The organism is [Clostridium] clostridioforme AGR2157 (assembly GCF_000424325.1).
Taxonomy (GTDB): Bacteria; Bacillota; Clostridia; order Lachnospirales; family Lachnospiraceae; genus Enterocloster; species Enterocloster clostridioformis_A.
Genome location: NZ_AUJR01000023.1, coordinates 1 through 18,065 on the forward strand (window position 1 = coordinate 1; position 18,065 = coordinate 18,065).

Here is an 18,065-nt window from a genome sequence, read left to right on the forward strand (position 1 = left end):
TCATGAACGGTGTCATGGATTGCGTCCAGGTTCAGAGCCTTTGCTCTCTTAGCCAGGTCAAACTTGCCGGCGGTAGCGCCGTTCTCAGCGGCAACCCTCATCAATAATAGTAATTGTTACTGATATTAATATATACTACTTAAAGGTATTTGTCAATAGATATTTGAGAAAATTAATATCATGATGTGTGTTCAGTTAATAAAATAGTCACCGTATTTTAAATTGCCCTGGTCCAGGCTGCCCAGGAAGCGGCCTAACAGGGTACTGAATTCCTGAGCCTTGATGCCGTCCATGTGGCCGTCGTAGTCCCAGTACCCCTCCATACTGCGGTCCATAAGATCCGGCTTCATATAGTTGAAGTTATAATATTCCAGGCCCCAGCCTTCTAAGAGGTCCTTGAAATACTGGTGGGACTGTGAATAGGAACCGGCAAACTTATCAAGGGTTTCCTGGGGGACGGGGGTGGTAATGACAGTCAGTTCAATGCCGTTTTTCCGGCAGAACCCGGCAATGCGGTTAACATAAAGCTCCGCATTAGGCTTTACCTGGCTCTCATCCCAGGGGATGTTGTTGAAGGTGCCTTTATCCTCGCCCTCCACCCGGTCCCGATAGATAAAGCCCCGGCCCGCGTAATGGCCTCCGGGGATTTCCAGGACGGAAGGGTCATAGTTTTTATAGGAAGGGCTCTGCTTGCGGCGTATATGGTCCGGAACCTGGCCTATGAGGTTGCGGTAGTAGCTCCATGGGGCCAGTGCAGAGCGGAAATCCAGATTTATGATTTTGTCCAGGAAGTAGGCAGCCTTGGACCTGGAAGCAGGGAACTCCTGATAGAAGAAAATCTGGGTGGATCCGCTTCGCTGTTCATTCATCCAGTATGAGGGGTCCAGCTCGTATACAACGCGGGAAGGCGACTGCGTTTCACAGGCAAGCCGCAGCATATGGTACATATCATCGGGGTAGGCGTCCGCCATACAGAGACTGACGGAGCTGCCGCCGGAGGAAGCATCCACGGAGAAGGGGTCAATGCCATACTGTCCATGGGAGGTGCCAATGAAAATTGTGTCGTATGTCTCACCGTTTCTAAGGTTATGAAGATTGATTCTCACGGAGCTTGGGGGTATAAAACCATAGTTGAGAGCTGCCGTGATGCATACGCACAGGGTCAGGAACAGGATGGCTTTCAGCCACCTTGAGAGCCATTTGTGAAACCGGTCAGCCATTTGGTTAGAACTGCGCATATATAAAACCTCCTCCCGTCATGGTGATCTGGCCCAGCAGCGGTACGGAAAAGAGCAGCATCAGATAGACGCACCATCTGGCAGCCAGTGGCTTTGCGGCCAGGGTATCCCGCATGTTGACATGGTTTTCCTGGAGAAGGCTGACTGCGAACAGGACCGCGCAGGAAAGGACCAGAGCCGCATAGTCCTTCAGGTCCAGGCCCAGCCTCAGAAGGCTGCCGTCCGTCAGGGCGGACAGGGAAAATCCGGTAATGGTCTTCTTCATCATGGTCAATGCGGCTTCCAGACTTTCTGCCATGTCAAAATACCAGCTGATATTTACAAGAAGGAAGGTCCTTAAAATCCGGACCGCCATCCAGGGTTTGGATTCTAGCGGTATATGCAGTTTCCGCGCCATTCCTGCGTAAATGGGGGCCAACAGGTTGCTGGCGGCAATGATGATTCCGTTATAGAGTCCGTAGACAATGAATTTCCAGGCAGGTCCGTGCCACACGCCTACCAGGAAGAATACCAGCAGATTGGCGATGCACACCGGCAGTACCCTGCTTACATGCTTTCCAAAATGTTTTTTGCAGTATTTTCCGAATTTGTTCATGCCCTTTGAAAGAGAAAAGGGATAGAACACATAGTCCTTCATCCAGGTGCCCAGTGTGATGTGCCAGCGGTGCCAGAAGTCTGATATGGACTGTGCAAAATAGGGGCGTTTAAAATTGGCGTCCAGGGATATGCCAAAGCACTCTGCGGCGCCCATGATTACATCCATGCCGCCTGAGAAATCACCGTAGAGCTGAAGGGAATAGCACAGTACGCCGGCTATTATCGGGATTCCGTGGTAGGACTGGTAATTGCCGAATACTTCACTGACAACCACCGCGGCTCTGTCTGCTATTACGATTTTCTTGAAATAGCCCCAGAGCATGAGCTGAAGTCCTCTCTCTATCCGGGTAAGGCTGAAGCCCTTCTGTCCGTAGAGCTGTGATGCCAGGCGGTCATACCGTCCAATGGGACCCTGCAGAATCTGGGGAAAGAAGGAGACAAAGAGGGCAAAACGGAAAGGGTTGCGGTCCGGAGCGTATTTACCTCTGTACACATCAATGAGATATCCCATGGACTGGAAGGTATAAAAGGATATTCCCAGCGGCAGCAGAAGCTTTGCTGATGAAAAATGGGTGCCGAAGAGAAGATTCATGTTATCCGCGGCAAAATTGCGGTATTTTAACGCTGCCAGAATGCCGAAGTTTATGAAGAGGACCAGGGCGGCAATCCATTTCTTGTGCTGTTTGCTGCGCCCCTTCAATGCTTTTTTTTCGTCCGTGGAAAGGGGCCGGAGAGTACCGTCAGAGTGCAGGGCGCGCTCCAGAGCGCGGTCCATGTGCTCCAGACACAGTCCGCCCAGAAAGGTAGTGGCGGTAGTGGTCAGGATGAACACTACCGCCGCCGGGCCGGAGGCCAGATAGAATATATAGCTGAATATGAGCAGCCATACCCACTGGAGCTGTCCTGGTATCACATAATATCCTGCCACTGCTGCGGCCAGAAACAGCAGGAATTTCATTGAAAGAAAAGACATGATGTACCTCTCTAATTGTCCTTAAGGCGCTCTACCATGTCCCAGAGGGCCTGGGCAGAGTTGAAATTCTCCGGAATAATGTCCACCGGAGATATCTCGATTCCAAAGGCATCGTTCAGCTCGCTGACTATGGACAGGATATCAAAGGAATCCAGATACCCGTCATCAATCAGGCCCGTGCATGTCCTGAAATCCACCGTTGGTTTTATGTCTTCTAACAGTTCTAATAATTCATCCATTTTATTGTTCTCCTTTTATGTGTCAGAGCATCCTTAGGAACCGCTCTGTGATTGATATATCTCCATGGCAGAGCCGTCGTTGAGTATATCCGTGGGGAAGGCATCCCGCACCAGGGAAAGCCCCTGTTTCTGTGTGTAGGTGAGTACCACGGGAAGCTGACGGCTCAGAAAAAGATAAATACCCTCGGTTACGGAATAAGCGCCAATGCGGTCAAATACCAGTAAATCCCCTGTCATCAGGCCTCTCAGGGGAAGATTTTTTACAAGTATGTCTCCCGATGTGCAGAGGGAGCCGCACACGGTCCACCGGTCACCGGAGGCTTCGGACGCAGGGAGCCGGGCCGGATTGTCCTGGGGCAGATACCGGTAAGCAGGCACCTTCATGGCCATGGTCTGGCCATAATAGTTGACGTGGTTAATGCCGCCGTCCACAATGCAGTAATTCTGTCCCTGGCTGCGCTTCGCGTCCGCCACGCGGGTCAGATAGCTGCCGCAGGGAGCGGCCAGGAAACGGCCTGCCTCGAGAAAGATTATACCTTTAAAATTCAGGGAATCAAGGCTTTTTTTAAATTCACGCAAAAGAATTTCTTCGTCCGTCTGCTCCTGTCCTTCAAAATAAGGTATCTGGAATCCGGGGCCATATTCCAGCTCCCGGAAATTAAAATCCAAATGTTCCCTTACAAAATCCAGAAATGAATCCAGTTTTTCCAGCTCTTTTTTTATCTTTTCCATTCCCTTTTTCTGGGTTCCGGAATAGTACTGGAGGCCTGCCAGGTCCAGATGGGGATAGGAGCCGCGATTACGGATTGATGCAAGGATATCCTCCTCATCCATGCCAAACTGGTTGCCGCTGGTCAGGCGCACAAGCACCCTGACCCCGGTACGGCCTGCGGCGGCGGCACAAGTTTCTAAAAGCCTGAGCTGATTTAAGGATTCAGCCGTGTAAGTGCCGGCTCCCTGCTCTGTCATGACCAAGCGGAGGTGGGCTTCCTCCTTATTGACCCCGGAGAGGACGATTTTTTGGGCCGGCACACGGGCGCGGCGGCAGATGGCATACTCTCCTGGGGAACAGACCTCCAGGCCGCCGGCAGCCCGGGCAGCGGCAGCTGTCAGGAATGGGTTGGCCTTCATGGCGTAATAGATGTTCACCTGTTTTCCAAGGATCTGTTCCATGCGGCGGATGCGTGAGATAAACGCGTCTAAATCAAAGATATAGCACGGCGTATTGTATGTCCGGGCAGCCTCCTGCAATATATGGTTATCCATAGAGCCTCCTGAGTGCCTGCCGGTCCACTTTGCCGTTCTTGGTACGGGGGAGTTCCGTCAGGTTTCTGTATAAATTGGGGAACATGTAGCGCGGCAGGAGATGTTCCAGGCCAATGGCGATGTCCCTTTTGACGGCGGTTCCCTCATAGAAGGCCGCAATCTTATTTTTTTCTTCCAGAAACAGGCATACCGCCCTGTCCACACCCTCCACGGTTTCAAGTGCAGCCTCAATCTCGCCAAGCTCGATCCGGTGTCCCATGTGTTTGATTTGAAAATCCTTCCGGCCGCTGAAATACAGAAGTCCGTCCCTGCCGTAGCAGGCCAGGTCGCCTGTCCTGTATATGGTCTCAGGATAGCAGGGATTTAAGGGGTTCTGGACAAAGGCCATGGCAGTGCGTTCCGGATCCCTGTAGTAGCCCAGAGCCAGCGCGGTTCCTGCCACACAGAGTTCGCCGTATTGTCCGGGTTCTGTAATCAGCCTGTCATTCTCATCCAGCAGAAATACTGTTTCGTTGGGAAATGGCTTCCCGATGGGAATGGGGGTTCCGAGTTCAAATTCCCGGTCCACCACATAGTATGTGCAGTTGCAGGTAATCTCCGTGGGGCCGTACAGGTTTACAAACAGGGCCTTTGGCAGGCAGCTGCGCCAGGTGTTCAGATGCTTTACCGGCATGACCTCCCCGCTGAAGAGAATCTTATTCAGATGGGAGGGTACGCGGTAGGTAAAGCCTTTCAGGGTGGTGATGATGCACAGGGCGGAGACTGCCCAGATGGCCGTGGTGATTTTCCTGTCACACAGGTAGTCCAGAAGGCCGGTGGGGATGGAAAACAGCCTTCTGGGAATAATTTCCAGCGCAGCTCCTGTCTTAAGGGCGGAGTAGATGTCCTTTACAGATACATCAAAGTCAAAGGGCGCCTGGTTGCCGATGACATCATCCTGTGTTATATGGAACAGGTCCGTAAAATGCTGGATGAAGTCAATGACGGAGCGGTGGCTCACCACCACACCCTTGGGCGCGCCGGTGGAGCCGGAGGTAAAGATTCCGTACAGAGGATCCGTATCTGTGGCCTGCCTGCGGATGGATGCAAGGAGACCGGGATTCAGAGCGTCGTCCGGCAGAGACCTTAAGTCCTCCAGGGGGAGTATCTCGCCTGAAAAGGAGATAGGACCGGCCAGGTCAAGGCTTTCCTTATCAGCAATCATAAGGTCCGCCTGCAGGGTGTCCAGAATCCGGTTCAGACGTTCGGCAGGCTGGCCTGCGTCCAGGCAAACATAAAAACAGCCTGCCCGGACAATGCCCATGAAGGCACTCAGGGTAAATACATTCTTCTCTGCCAGCACGGGAACAGGGCGGCGCGGGCCTGTTTTCTGTCCCAGAACACTGCCGATTCTCATGGACAGGTCTGACAGTTGGCGGTAGGTAAGGCTTGTATGTTCATCTGCAAAAGCCGTTTTATGGGGATAAGCTTCTGCGGATTCTTCAAGAAAACAAAGGACATTCTGTATCAATAATAGGACCTCCGGCAGCAAGTATTTTTCAAGCATTTTCGTGCTTAGTCTAGCACAGATGGATAATGGGTTCAAGGCTTTAATTATGAAGATTCTATGACAATTGCGGGATACAATACAAAACAGCAATTGCCAGACACATTCCGGGCCGGTGGATTTCATACGCAAAAAAGGAGAAGAGCGTGATCTTCTCCTGATTCTGTAAAAGTCATAAGCCGGATACCGGCTGTTTATTAGCCGAAGTATCTTTTTAACAGACCCTCAAATGCCTTGCCGTGACGGGCCTCATCCTTAGCCATCTCATGAACGGTGTCATGGATTGCGTCCAGGTTCAGAGCCTTTGCTCTCTTAGCCAGGTCAAACTTGCCGGCGGTAGCGCCGTTCTCAGCGGCAACTCTCATCTCCAGGTTCTTCTTGGTGGAGGAGGTCACAACCTCGCCTAACAGCTCGGCAAACTTGGCGGCATGCTCTGCTTCCTCGAAAGCAGCCTTAGCCCAGTACATGCCAATCTCAGGATAGCCTTCTCTGTGAGCAACCCGTGACATAGCCAGGTACATGCCGACCTCGGAGCACTCGCCTTCAAAATTAGCTCTTAAATCCATCATGATATCTTCAGGAGCGCCCTGAGCCACGCCAACCTCATGCTCGCATGCCCAAGTCATTCCTTCGGAAGCCTGCTCTTTGAACTTGGAAGCCGGAACTCCGCACTGTGGACATTTCTCAGGTGCATTCTCTCCCTCGTAAACATAACCGCAGACTGTACATACCCATTTCTTCATAATCAATATTCTCCTTTTCCTTTTTATAATGATGGCCAGGAACCGGACAATGGATGTCCGTGCATCCCGCCGTGTTGTTGATAATCAATAATAGTAATTATTACTGATATCAATATAAATCATTTAGGCTGGTTTGTCAATAGCTTTATCAACTTTTTTTTGTAAACAGCTGTTGCACCGTCCGTAGAACAGTACGCAGTGGCTGTCGATGATGCCTGGCGCATGCTCCTGGGCTTCCTTATTCAGGTCCTCCATGGCGCCTAATTCCATGTCGTAAACCTGATTACACTCGCTGCACACAAAATGGTAATGCTGATGGGTATCTCCATCAAAGTGAACAGCACCGTCCCCGCAGGTCAGCTTTCGTATCTCGCCGGTCTCAGCCAGCAGATTCAGGTTACGGTAAACCGTTCCCAGACTGATATTGGGAAATTCTTCACGGATGCTGGCGTATAGGGCGTCTGCCGTAGGATGGTCGTGACGATTCATCAGACAGGCTTTGATGGATTCCCTCTGACGGCTATACTTTAGAGCTTTCATCGCATCTCCTTCTCTTGCAAAGATAATAATAGTTACTGTTTATATATATTAGCAGAAGATGAATACCCTGTCAAGTGCTGAAAATACCCTGCATCCATCTTATGAAGGAGGCAGGGTATCCAATACATATATCAGGTATGAAGTATTATTTTTTGGGGGCATAGTCCAGCCGTTCTTTGGCAATGCGGATAAATTCGTGGGCAGCCCGGGACATGTAGCGGCCTTTGTGGTAGCCTATTCCCAGGACGCCGTGGACCCGCGTGTAGTTCAAGGAGTACAGGTTCAGGTGGTTCTGCTCCAGGACCGCGCTGCGGTAGGAATGGGAGGCAGGGTCCGGGGACATGAACATCTTGGGATAAAATGTGATTCCCATACCCTTGCCGCTGAGAGCCAGCACGGTTTCAATGTTTTCTGTCTCCAGCACGATCCGGGGACTCATCTGGGCGTCCTCGAAAATCTCATCCGCTATGGTGCGCACACGGTTTCCCTTTTTAAGCAGTACAAAGGGGCAGTGCTCCAGAAGACGGATATCAGAAGTGGCGCGGAGCCTTTCCTTTATTTCCTCCACCTGGCCGGGATATGCTTTTTCCAGTGTCTCATCCGGGACAACCATGAGAATCTCTTCATTACAGATAGGAACTGTTTCCACATTTTCCGCTGTAAAGGGCAGCAGGTCAATCATCAGGTCGATGTTCCCATGGAGCAGGTCTGAGGCCAGCTGGCTGGAATTTCCTTCCGCCAGGTGAAGCTCAATGCCTGGAAACTGGGACTGGTAGGCGGGCAGGATTTCCGGCAGGATGACCCTGCCGCGCGTATGGGATACGCCGATGGAAAGCTGTCCCGTGGAAAAATCCTTTATGTCGGAGATTTCCTTGTAGGTCTCATCCCGCAGGTCCAGAAGCTCCCTGGCCCTGGTCTTTAAGGCCCTTCCCGCATAGGTAAGAGTCAGAGGGGAGGTGCGGTTGAAGAGAATCACGTCAAATTCCTTTTCCAGGTTGGATATATGGTTGCTCAGGGACTGCTGGGAGATGTAGAGCTTCCTGGCTGCCCGGGTAAAATTGAGCTCCTCGGCAGCCACCAGGAAATATTCCAGGTTCAGGAAATTAATCATGACTCATTTCCTCCCAAAGCGTCCCCTTCCCTCATTGTCCCGGGCCGGTACAGGTGCCCGCAGCGTTCATCCTCCTGCTGGGCCAGGATGGCAGCTGCTTTGGGCAGAAAGCCGCACAGCCGGTCAAGGGATGTGTTGACTACCAGCTCCCGGGGAAAGTCCACTTCCTCCAGGAGAGCGTGGGCAAAGGCGTGATTGCCCGCGTCCGCTTCGCAGTGGGCATCGCTGTTTATGATGATGCTGGTGCCGTAGTGTCTGCACAGTTCCAGCATTTTTATATAATTATTCCTTGCTCCCACGCGGAAGCTTAAGGGGTTTAAGGAACTGTTGTTTACCTCCAGAAGCTTATGGTGTTCCCCGGCGGCAGCCACCAGTGTGTCATAGTCTATGGGGAAACGGCTGTCATCCGGGTGTCCGATAATGTGAATCAGGGGATTTTTAAGCGCCCCCAGGTAAGCGTTGGTATTCTGAAGCGCCGTGCCGCTGTGGATACAGGGGTGGTGCAGGCTGGCTATGGCATAGTCCAGGGGTTCCAGGACGCTCTGTTCCAGGTCCACGGTTCCCCCATAATCCATAATATTCAGTTCCACGCCCATCATCAGCCTGACGCCGTAAAGGGTCCTTGGCAGGACTTTGAAATTGATGAAATGGAAGGAATGGCAGCTGCCGGGCATGGCAGGGGCATGGTCGGAGCATCCAAACAGTGACAATCCTTTGGCCGAAGCCGAGTGAACCATCTCGTAAAGGGAATTATAGGCATGGCCGCTGGCCGTTGTATGTGTGTGCAGGTCCAGTAAATCTATCATGGAATGCAGGTCCTTTCTAGCGTACATTGAGACATTTTAGCCGCTGAATGCATCATATCATATTTTCAGGACAGTGAAAAGGCGTAAAAAGAGGATAAAAAATAAAAAAGGTATAATTTTCGTCATAAAACTATAGAAATATTAGGTGGGTTGTTGATATAATGGTAAGGAATATATTTTGGTAAAATGTACAGAAGGCGAGGAGAGTAATTATGAGTGAAGAACTGAACAAAGAGCTGGAGAATGAAGTGACGGAAGAGGTAAAGGAGGCTGCACCCGTGGAGACCATGGAGGATTATGCGGCCGAACTGGAGGCTTCCTATAAGACCCTGAACCGGAGACACATCGAGATTGCCGAGGGGGAGAACGGCGAGGGGGAGAAATGGGCCCGGTTCGCTCAGATGATGGAGGACAGGACCGTTGTCAAGGTTAAGATTGCCGAGGCGGTGAAGGGCGGCGTGGTCACATTCCTGGAGGAAGTGCGGGCATTCATCCCGGCATCCCAGCTGTCCACAGAGTATGTGGAGAAACTGGAGGACTGGCAGGGCAAGTATGTGGAGGCCGTCATCATCACGGTTGACCCGGAGAAGAAGAGACTGGTGCTTTCCGGACGCGAGGTGGAGAAGGAGAAGAAGGAAGCGCAGAAGAAGGAGCGCATGGCTCAGTTCAAGGCCGGGGATATCGTGGAAGGCACTGTGGACAGTATTAAGCCATACGGCGCTTTTATTAAGCTGGACGACGGCGTGGATGGACTGCTTCACATTTCCCAAATCAGCACCCAGAGAATCAAGCATCCCAGCGCAGTCCTGACCGAGGGACAGACCGTGAAGGTAAAGATTCTCTCAGCACAGGAGGGCAAGCTGAGCCTGAGCATGAAGGTTCTGGCAGAACAGCAGGCAGACAAAGAAGAGCATGAGACATTTGACTACAAGGAGACCGGTTCGGTATCCACAGGGTTAGGCGACCTGTTAAAAGGGCTTAAACTCTAGGCTTAAGGTAAGGAGGGATAGGAATGACCAATATCCCCAAAGTTGACGACCAGGTTGACCAATGGCGTTCAGTGATGTTTCTCTATGATTCAGCACTAAAAAAGGTCAATACAAAGATTGAAATATTGAACAACGAGTTTGCGAACCGTTATGATTATAACCCTATCGAGCATATCAAATCCAGACTGAAAACAGCTGAAAGCATTGTCATGAAGCTTAAGAAGGACGGATATGAGGTGACCATTGAGAATATGATGGAGTGCCTCAGCGATATCGCGGGTATCAGGATTATATGTTCGTTCACGTCGGATATCTATCAGATAGCCGACATGATAGCGGCTCAGGGGGACGTGACTGTCCTTCATGTAAAGGACTATATCAAGAACCCCAAGCCTAACGGATACAAGAGTTATCATATGGTAGTAACTGTGCCGGTCTATCTCACGGATGGACCGGTGGAGACCAAGGTGGAGATTCAAATACGTTCCGTTGCCATGGATTTCTGGGCCAGTCTGGAGCATAAGATTGCGTATAAGTTCGAGGGCAATGCCCCGGAGAACCTGCTGAAGGAACTAAAGGCCTGCGCCGATATGGTGGATATGCTGGATGCCAAGATGTTTTCACTTAACGAGGCCATCACGGCATTTGCCAGGGAGCAGAAAGAAAGGTCGGAAGAATCTTAAGTGAACCGATGGATAAAAGAAACAGACCAGGTAATTAAACTGAACCTGCGCCAGCTGGCAATTTTTGAAGTATTGTTCCGGCTGGTTGCAGGTACATTCTATATCAGGCTGGTAAACCAGCTCCTCAGGTTCTCGTTGCGCATGGCAGGATACAGTTATCTGACTATGAGTAATATGGGGGCCTTTCTTCTGCGCCCGGCAACCATTGTCTGCGCCCTGGCAGCGGCGGCCCTGGGGATGGTGCTCATGGTGGTGGAAATCGGGGGTCTTATCACTGCCTATCAGGCTGCGGCCTATTCCATGCGGGTGGATTCCGTCTACATTTTAAAGGGCGCGCTGGGCAAGGCATGGGATGCGTGCAAGGGGAGGAACTGGAAGCTTCTGCCCCTGGCTCTGGCTGATTATGTGATGATGAACAGCTATCTGCTGCTTAGGATTCTCACAAGGATAAAGCCTCTTAATTTTGTCATGTATGAAATCCTGCATTCGCCGGCTGCCCGGCTGGGCCTGGTGATGCTGGTGGCTGCCCTGGTGCTCATAGGGATACCTACCATGCTGGTGTTCTTTGCCTGCATGATTGAGCAGAAGCAGTTTAACGACGGTTTCAGAAGGAGCATGGAGCTTTTAAAGGGACGCAGCCTCAGGGCGGTGGTCCTGCTGTTGGTTGTGAATCTGGGGCTGGCCGTGGGTCTGGTTCTCATGCATTTGGTCATTGTGGTGGTATCCGCCGTGATAGTCACCCTGTTTGTGGACAGCTATGCGGCCATGGCTGTTCTGTCAGCCGTGTGCACCAGACTGGAGCTGGTGGTGCTGTTCATAGGAGGAATATTGGCTCCCCTGGTGGACTTTGGGGCCCTGACCGTGATATATTACCAGTATGGCATGAAAAATGCCCATGCGGCGCCCTGGGATTTTACCATGCCCTATGAGCTGCATTTTAAGAGAAAATGGATACTGACCATAACAGGGGCGCTGGCAGGAGCCAGTTTGTTTCTCATATTCGATATGGTATATAACGGTACATCTCCTGACTGGGATGTGCTGGGGCAGACAGAGGTGACGGCCCACAGGGGAAGTTCCCGGATGGCCCCGGAGAATACCATGGCGGCCATTGAGGCGGCCATGGAAGAGATGGCGGATTACAGTGAGATTGATGTACAGACAACTGCGGACGGCATCGTGGTGGTATGCCACGACCTGAACCTTAAGCGGGTGGCAGGGGTGGACCGCCGGCTGGGAACCATGACCTATGACCAGGTAAGCCGCCTGGATGTGGGAAGTCATTTCAGCCCGAAGTTTGCCGGGGAGCGTATACCCACCCTGGAGGAAGTGCTGGAAGCCTGCAAGGGCCGCATGAAGCTGAATATTGAGCTTAAGAATATAGGCAATGATTCCAGTCTGCCGGAGCAGGTGGCTGCCCTGGTCCGGGAATATGGAATGGAGGACCAGTGTGTCATCACTTCGGTTAAGCTGGGATATCTGGAGCGGGTGAAGGAGATGGCTCCTGAGCTGAGGACAGGATACATCCTGGCGGCTGCCTACGGAACGTATTACGACAATGAGTATATTGACTTCATCAGCATCCGTTCCAGCTTTGTGGGCAGGAAACTGGTGGAAGCAGCCCATGAAAAGGGCAAGGCGGTCCATGTGTGGACCGTGAACAGCAAGACTGAGATAGAACAAATGAAACTGTTAGGCGTGGACAATATCATCACGGATTATCCGGTGCGGGCCAGGGAGATACTCTACAGTGAGGAAACCACCGAGACGCTTATGGAATATCTGAAAATGATGCTGAGATAAAAGGAGATAAAAGCATATGAGAGCAGTGGTACAGCGGGTGACGCAGGCCAGCGTGACTGTGGACGGAGAATTGTTGGGAAGGATTGGAAAAGGTTTCCTAATCCTTTTGGGAGTGGCCGACGGAGACACCAGGCAGATGGCTGAGAAGATGGCGGATAAGATTTGCCGTCTGCGGATATTTGAGGATGAAAATGGAAAAACTAACCTATCACTGGAGGATGTGGAGGGGGAACTTCTGGTGGTCAGCCAGTTTACCCTGTACGCGGACTGCCGCAAGGGAAACAGGCCCAGCTTTATAAAGGCAGGCGCGCCCCAGATGGCGGAGTCCCTGTACAAGCATTTCATGGAGCGGTGCAGGGACCATGTGGATGTGGTGGAAAAGGGGCGGTTTGGAGCAGACATGAAGGTGGAGCTTCTCAATGACGGACCCTTTACCCTGATGCTTGACAGCCAGGAGCTGTTCGGCGAGTAGGCAGTGGGAAGAACGCGGCGGCGGGAACGCGGCGCATAACATAGTGCGGTAAGGGGCTGTAAACAGGCCCTGTTGAAAGGAGATGGCAGGACATGGCAAAGATGACGGAGACTGTGCTGTACTACAATCCGGGCAGACCGGAGACAGTGAAGCATGTGGCTATGATGAAGAGCGTGCTGGTCCGCATGGGCGTGCGCATAAAGAATATAGGACCGGAACAGGTCCTGGAAAAGGTTGGATATCTTGCCGGGATGGATGGCTATGAGGCTGCGGGAAGCAGTGCCGGGGCGGAAGGAACCGGGGCGGAAGGGACCGGGGCAGGGCCGGGTGAGCTTCCGGTCATACCGGAGGAGGTCATGGTATTAAAACAGTTCTCAGGCCAGAGACTGGACATGCTGCTGTCAGGACTGCGCAGGGCCGGTGTGCCCAGGATTGCCCTGAAGGCAGTGCTGACAGAACATAACAGTGACTGGACCTTCTACCATCTGTACCAGGAATTAAAGGAAGAACACGAGACCATGACAGCAGGGCAGCAGTCATGACAGACCCTACCAGGAAAAGGCAGCTGGAGGAACTGGACCAGGTGACATTGTGTGCCAGGATTCTCTGCCAGGCCAGAAGTGAGCTGTATGTGAACATGAAGTTTCTGGATGTGTCCCTCAGCAGTCTGGGCTTTGAGGCTGACTGGGCAAGAGAGGGACTGGGGACGGACGGGCATCTGATTTACTATGGGCCGGATTATCTGCTGGGCCTGTATAAAAGGGGGAGGACGCTGGTAAACCGCGGGTATCTCCATATGCTGTTCCACTGTCTGTTCTGCCATATGTATACACGGAAGGACAGGGATAAGGGATACTGGGATCTGTCCTGCGACATTGCCATGGAGTACGTCATTGACGGACTATACCAGAAATGTGTCTATGTGCCAAGGAGCGCCCTTAGGAGAGAGATATATATCAGACTTGAGAAGGCTCTGGCGGAAAAAGGGCCGGCAGGAAAAACAGCGGTAGGGAAAGCAGCGAAGGGGAGTGCGGCGGAAGGGAAAGCAGGCCGCAGTGATTCTGCCGTCACGCCGGTCCTGACAGCGGAGCGGATTTACAGAGCCCTTTTGGAGATGGAACTTCCTGAACGCCGCCTGGACATGCTGAAGGCGGAATTCTTTGTGGACAGCCATGATCTGTGGGAGCAGGAGGACAGCCCCAAAATCGCCCGGTCCAGGCAGAACCAATGGAATGATAACCGGGAAAAGATGCAGACGGAGCTGGAAACCGGTTCAAAGGATGCGTCTGAGGACAACCGGAGCCTGCTGGAGGAAGTGCGGGTGGAAAACCGGGAGAGATACGACTACAGCCGGTTCCTGCAAAAGTTTGCGGTTCTGAAGGAAGAAATGCAGGTGGACCCGGATTCATTTGACTATGCATTTTATACCTACGGCCTGTCCCTCTACGGCAATATGCCCCTCATCGAGCCCCTGGAGTCCAGAGAGGTTTACCGGGTGGAGGATTTTGCCATTGTCATCGATACGTCCATGTCCTGTTCCGGGGAGCTGGTGAGGCGGTTCCTGGAAGAGACTTACGACGTGCTGTCTGAGACTGAGAGTTATTTTAAGAAGGTCCATTTACACATCATACAGTGTGATGATGCGGTGCAGTCAGACGTGCTGGTCACAAGCCAGGAGGAACTGAAGGCTTATATGAATGATTTCGAGATTAGAGGAAGGGGGGGAACGGATTTCAGACCGGCATTTGAATATGTGAACGGGCTTAAGAAAAGCCGTCAGGCAGCCTCCCTCAAGGGGCTTATTTATTTCACGGACGGCAAGGGAATCTATCCGGTTCAGGCCCCTTCCTACGACACGGCCTTTGTGTTCATCGAGAATATGTTTTCCGATGAATCCGTGCCTCCCTGGGCTATGAAAGTGGTGCTGGAGGAGGAACAGCTCATGGAGTACCGAACGGGAAACAGGAATGGGGAAATGGAGGCAGACCGGGACAGCAGGAACGGACATGGACAATAGAAACAGGGATGCATTGATTATCCCACAGAGCAGGAGAACAGGATATGAATATTAAGCGGGCTAAGGAAGAGATAAAGGATACCATTGAAGCTTACCTTTTAAAGGATGAGAATGGGGAGTACGTCATACCATCCATACGGCAGAGGCCGGTGCTGCTTATCGGTCCTCCCGGAGTGGGAAAGACCCAGATAATGGAGCAGATATCCAGGGAATGCAGGATTGGCCTGATATCCTATACCATCACCCATCACACCAGACAGAGCGCGGTGGGCCTTCCCTTCATCGAGAAAAAGACCTATGGAGACAGGGAGTATGCGGTGACGGAGTACACCATGAGTGAGATTGTGGCTTCCATCTATGACCGGATGGAGGAAACAGGACTTAAGGAAGGGATTCTCTTTATCGATGAAATCAACTGCGTATCCGAAACCCTGGCTCCGACTATGCTGCAGTTTCTCCAGTGCAAGACCTTTGGAAGCCATAAGATACCGGAGGGCTGGATTATCGCTGCTGCCGGCAACCCGCCGGAGTATAACAAGTCTGTGAGGGAATTCGATGTGGTCACCCTGGACCGGATTAAGCGGATTGACGTGGAGCCGGATTTGGGGGTGTGGAAGGAGTATGCATATGCTGAGAATATCCATCCGGCCATTATCTCCTATCTCAGCATCAAGGGACAGAATTTTTGCCAGATAGAGACAACGGTAGACGGAAAACTGTTCGCCACCCCAAGGGGCTGGGAGGACTTATCCCAGTTGATCCTTGTCTATGAGAGGCTGGACAAAAGGGCTGACAGGGATGTGATCAGCCAGTATATTCAGCATCCCAGAATCGCAAAGGATTTTGCCAATTATCTGGAACTGTATTATAAATATCAGAATGAATATCAGGTGGATGAGATTTTGCGGGGCAACATACGGGAGGAGCTGTGCGACCGGGTAGCCAGGGCGCCCTTTGATGAGCGTCTCAGTGTTACAGGCCTGCTTTTGTCCAAGCTGGCCGAAGGGTTTAGGAAACTGTGGGATAAGAATGCTTTCATGGAACTTCTGATGGAGCAGCTTAAGAGATACCGCCAGGAGATGGCAGGCAGGGCGGAAAAGTCTGTGAACGGCGTGATGCCGGAACAGGCCGAAATGCCGGAACAGGCTGAAATGCCGGATAAATCCGGAGCGCCTGCCATGGTTCTTGAGTACCTGGCTCAGGAGCTGGAGAAGGAGCGTCTCCACAGGAAGAAAAGCGGACTGTCAGGAAGGCGGGAGGACCGCCTGTGGATGAGCGTGCGAATCATGCTGGAGGAATATGCCCAGCAGATGAGAAAGGAAGCCATTGATGACAGGGAGCAGGCCTGGGAATGGGTGCGCGGGAAATTCATGGAGCACAGCGACTGCTATGAGGCCATGAAGGAGGATTGCGGCAGCTGTCTGGAACACGCCTTTGACTTTATGGAAGCAGCCTTTGGAAACGGCCAGGAAATGGTCATATTTGTCACGGAGCTGAATACCAGCGAGGCGTGTGTGCGGTTCCTGAATGAATATGAGTGTGAACGTTATTACCAGTATAATAAGGAGCTGCTCTTTGATGAACAGGAGCTGGCCATAAGGAAGAAGCTGTGATGGAAAAAACAGTACTCTGCTACTTTCGTCTCATTATACACTTCTCTGTCCAGGTCACCCAGCTTGCTGGATACAAGCATGGCTACCATAACATCAACGCCAACATTCATAAGTGTTCTGAGCATTCCTGAGAACCAGTCAATACCAATAAGTATTGCGATACTTTCCAATGGCAGTCCCAGCGAGGAGGCAAGGAAGGTATACACGATTACGGAACCTCCCGGCACAACGATAGTTCCCATGCACATCAGACATGACAGCAGGATGGCCATTCCCATTTGATAGGTGGTCAGCTGGATTCCTGTGGACTGTGCCTTGTACTAACATTTTGTTTCACGTTCTCATGTCCTGTATGCCTGTATTTTAAGGCACAAAGTCTTTTGGAACAATGACAGCAGCTTGAGGAGATTTTGGGATTTTTTATCTAAAGTGTATAATAAAGGGCTGCCGCCGCCGTGGTAGCCGTACTCAGGGGCCTCTTTGCTGCTTATTATCATGGGACTCCGGTTTTGCGTAACTGGCGGGCGCTGCCCATTTCTGCATATAAATGGAAAACGGGATAAAATAACTATACGGGGATTGCGGTTTGTGTTACTATTAGACATATAAGAACGGATGGGAGATGACCGATATGAAGATAACGTATATCCATCACAGCAGTTTTATGGCGGAGCTTGACCATGCCGTACTTCTGTTTGACTATTTTGAGGGAAACATTCCGGAAACAGACAGGGGCAAGCCTCTGTTTGTGTTTGCCAGCCACCGGCATGGAGACCATTTTTCCCGTTCCATATTTGATTTGGAGGAAAGACGCGGGAATGTGACCTATGTGCTGTCCGATGATATCTGGACAAGGCAGGTGCCGGATGACCTTCTGGGCAGAACCATATTCCTTGGACCGGGGGAGGAAGTGAGCCTGAAGGACGGAGCCGGGAATCCGGTGGACATCCAGGCGTTTAAGTCCACGGACGAGGGGGTGGCCTTTCTGGTCAGCCTGGAGGGCAGGACCATTTACCATGCAGGCGATTTGAACAATTGGGTATGGGAGGGTGAGCCGGAGGCGGACAACCGCAGGATGAGTGAAAATTTTCACCGGGAAATGGACAAGCTGGCAGGACGCCATATCGATGTGGCCTTTATGCTCATTGACCCGAGACAGGAGAAGGATTTTTACCTGGGAATGGATGACTTTATGAGAATGGTGGGGGCGGACGTGGTGTTCCCCATGCATTTCTGGGAGGACTTTCAGGCGGCTGCCAGATTTAAGGCCCTGGCCTGCGCCGATGGGTATAAGGACAGGATACGGGAGATACACAGGCGGGGAGAGGAATTCCTTGTGTGACAGGCAGACGGCGGGAGAACGGTTTTCAGACACGCCCCGGACATAGATTCTGAGAAACCAATGAAATAAATGATGGAATAAAGAGAG

At 51.7% G+C, this 18,065-nt stretch carries 17 protein-coding genes and 2 pseudogenes; 8 read left to right on the forward strand and 11 right to left on the reverse strand.

Annotated features, from left to right (window positions below):
• The 10 genes and pseudogenes from G614_RS34380 to G614_RS0111400 form a co-directional block, all read right to left on the reverse strand.
• Nucleotides 1–107 (reverse strand): annotated as a pseudogene (locus G614_RS34380) (NADH peroxidase); the annotation flags it as partial.
• Nucleotides 108–191: 84 nt separating this feature from the next.
• Entirely contained in the window at nt 192–1,238 is a 1,047-nt protein-coding gene (locus G614_RS0111360; protein WP_027642034.1) for a hypothetical protein, read from the reverse strand.
• Nucleotides 1,225–2,808: an MBOAT family O-acyltransferase gene (locus G614_RS0111365; protein WP_027642035.1), complete on the reverse strand. Its 1,584-nt coding sequence runs from the start codon at nt 2,806–2,808 to the stop codon at nt 1,225–1,227. The genes G614_RS0111360 and G614_RS0111365 overlap by 14 nt, the downstream gene beginning before the upstream one ends.
• A gap of 11 nt (nt 2,809–2,819) precedes the next feature.
• Complete coding sequence (locus G614_RS0111370; RefSeq protein WP_002586766.1) at nt 2,820–3,047, reverse strand: acyl carrier protein; 228 nt, start codon at nt 3,045–3,047, stop codon at nt 2,820–2,822.
• A gap of 33 nt (nt 3,048–3,080) precedes the next feature.
• A complete protein-coding gene (locus G614_RS0111375; protein WP_027642036.1) occupies nt 3,081–4,313 on the reverse strand; it encodes an alanine racemase in 1,233 nt (410 codons plus the stop codon).
• Nucleotides 4,306–5,823 carry an amino acid adenylation domain-containing protein gene (locus tag G614_RS0111380; protein WP_027642037.1) on the reverse strand — a complete coding sequence of 506 codons (1,518 nt, stop codon included), beginning with the start codon at nt 5,821–5,823 and terminating at the stop codon, nt 4,306–4,308. Before G614_RS0111380 ends, G614_RS0111375 begins: the two co-directional genes overlap by 8 nt.
• A 233-nt stretch (nt 5,824–6,056) precedes the next feature.
• On the reverse strand, nt 6,057–6,602 hold the full coding sequence (locus G614_RS0111385) for an NADH peroxidase (RefSeq protein WP_027642038.1): 546 nt from the start codon (nt 6,600–6,602) through the stop codon (nt 6,057–6,059).
• A 123-nt stretch (nt 6,603–6,725) separates the two neighbouring features.
• Complete coding sequence (locus G614_RS0111390; RefSeq protein ID WP_027642039.1) at nt 6,726–7,142, reverse strand: Fur family transcriptional regulator; 417 nt, start codon at nt 7,140–7,142, stop codon at nt 6,726–6,728.
• Nucleotides 7,143–7,287: 145 nt separating this feature from the next.
• Nucleotides 7,288–8,253, reverse strand: a complete 966-nt coding sequence (locus G614_RS0111395; protein WP_027642040.1) for a LysR family transcriptional regulator — start codon at nt 8,251–8,253, stop codon at nt 7,288–7,290.
• Nucleotides 8,250–9,059 (reverse strand): phosphatase, encoded by an 810-nt coding sequence (locus G614_RS0111400; RefSeq protein WP_027642041.1) that lies wholly within the window; start codon nt 9,057–9,059, stop codon nt 8,250–8,252. Before G614_RS0111400 ends, G614_RS0111395 begins: the two co-directional genes overlap by 4 nt.
• A gap of 212 nt (nt 9,060–9,271) precedes the next feature.
• Here G614_RS0111400 and G614_RS0111405 point away from each other — a divergent pair, with 212 nt between their 5' ends.
• The 7 genes from G614_RS0111405 (at nt 9,272) to G614_RS0111435 (ending at nt 16,636) form a co-directional block, all read left to right on the forward strand.
• Nucleotides 9,272–10,048 (forward strand): S1 RNA-binding domain-containing protein, encoded by a 777-nt coding sequence (locus tag G614_RS0111405; RefSeq protein ID WP_027642042.1) that lies wholly within the window; start codon nt 9,272–9,274, stop codon nt 10,046–10,048.
• A gap of 23 nt (nt 10,049–10,071) precedes the next feature.
• Entirely contained in the window at nt 10,072–10,731 is a 660-nt protein-coding gene (locus G614_RS0111410) for a GTP pyrophosphokinase (RefSeq protein WP_027642043.1), read from the forward strand.
• The gene (locus G614_RS0111415) at nt 10,732–12,534 is read left to right on the forward strand and encodes a glycerophosphodiester phosphodiesterase (protein WP_027642044.1); all 1,803 of its coding nucleotides are present in this window, start codon (nt 10,732–10,734) and stop codon (nt 12,532–12,534) included.
• A 16-nt stretch (nt 12,535–12,550) separates the two neighbouring features.
• Entirely contained in the window at nt 12,551–13,006 is a 456-nt protein-coding gene (dtd, locus tag G614_RS0111420; RefSeq protein WP_027642045.1) for a D-aminoacyl-tRNA deacylase, read from the forward strand.
• 92 nt (nt 13,007–13,098) lie between these two features.
• Entirely contained in the window at nt 13,099–13,548 is a 450-nt protein-coding gene (locus tag G614_RS0111425; protein ID WP_027642046.1) for a DUF3783 domain-containing protein, read from the forward strand.
• On the forward strand, nt 13,545–15,023 hold the full coding sequence (locus G614_RS0111430) for a VWA-like domain-containing protein (RefSeq protein WP_027642047.1): 1,479 nt from the start codon (nt 13,545–13,547) through the stop codon (nt 15,021–15,023). Before G614_RS0111425 ends, G614_RS0111430 begins: the two co-directional genes overlap by 4 nt.
• 44 nt (nt 15,024–15,067) lie before the next feature.
• Nucleotides 15,068–16,636 carry an AAA family ATPase gene (locus G614_RS0111435; protein ID WP_027642048.1) on the forward strand — a complete coding sequence of 523 codons (1,569 nt, stop codon included), beginning with the start codon at nt 15,068–15,070 and terminating at the stop codon, nt 16,634–16,636.
• An 11-nt stretch (nt 16,637–16,647) separates the two neighbouring features.
• Here the strand turns inward: G614_RS0111435 and G614_RS29920 are convergent.
• Nucleotides 16,648–16,956: pseudogene (locus tag G614_RS29920) on the reverse strand (cation:dicarboxylate symporter family transporter); the annotation flags it as partial.
• A 311-nt stretch (nt 16,957–17,267) separates the two neighbouring features.
• Here G614_RS29920 and G614_RS0111445 point away from each other — a divergent pair.
• A complete protein-coding gene (locus G614_RS0111445; RefSeq protein ID WP_027642049.1) occupies nt 17,268–17,978 on the forward strand; it encodes an MBL fold metallo-hydrolase in 711 nt (236 codons plus the stop codon).
• Nucleotides 17,979–18,065 lie beyond the last annotated feature (87 nt).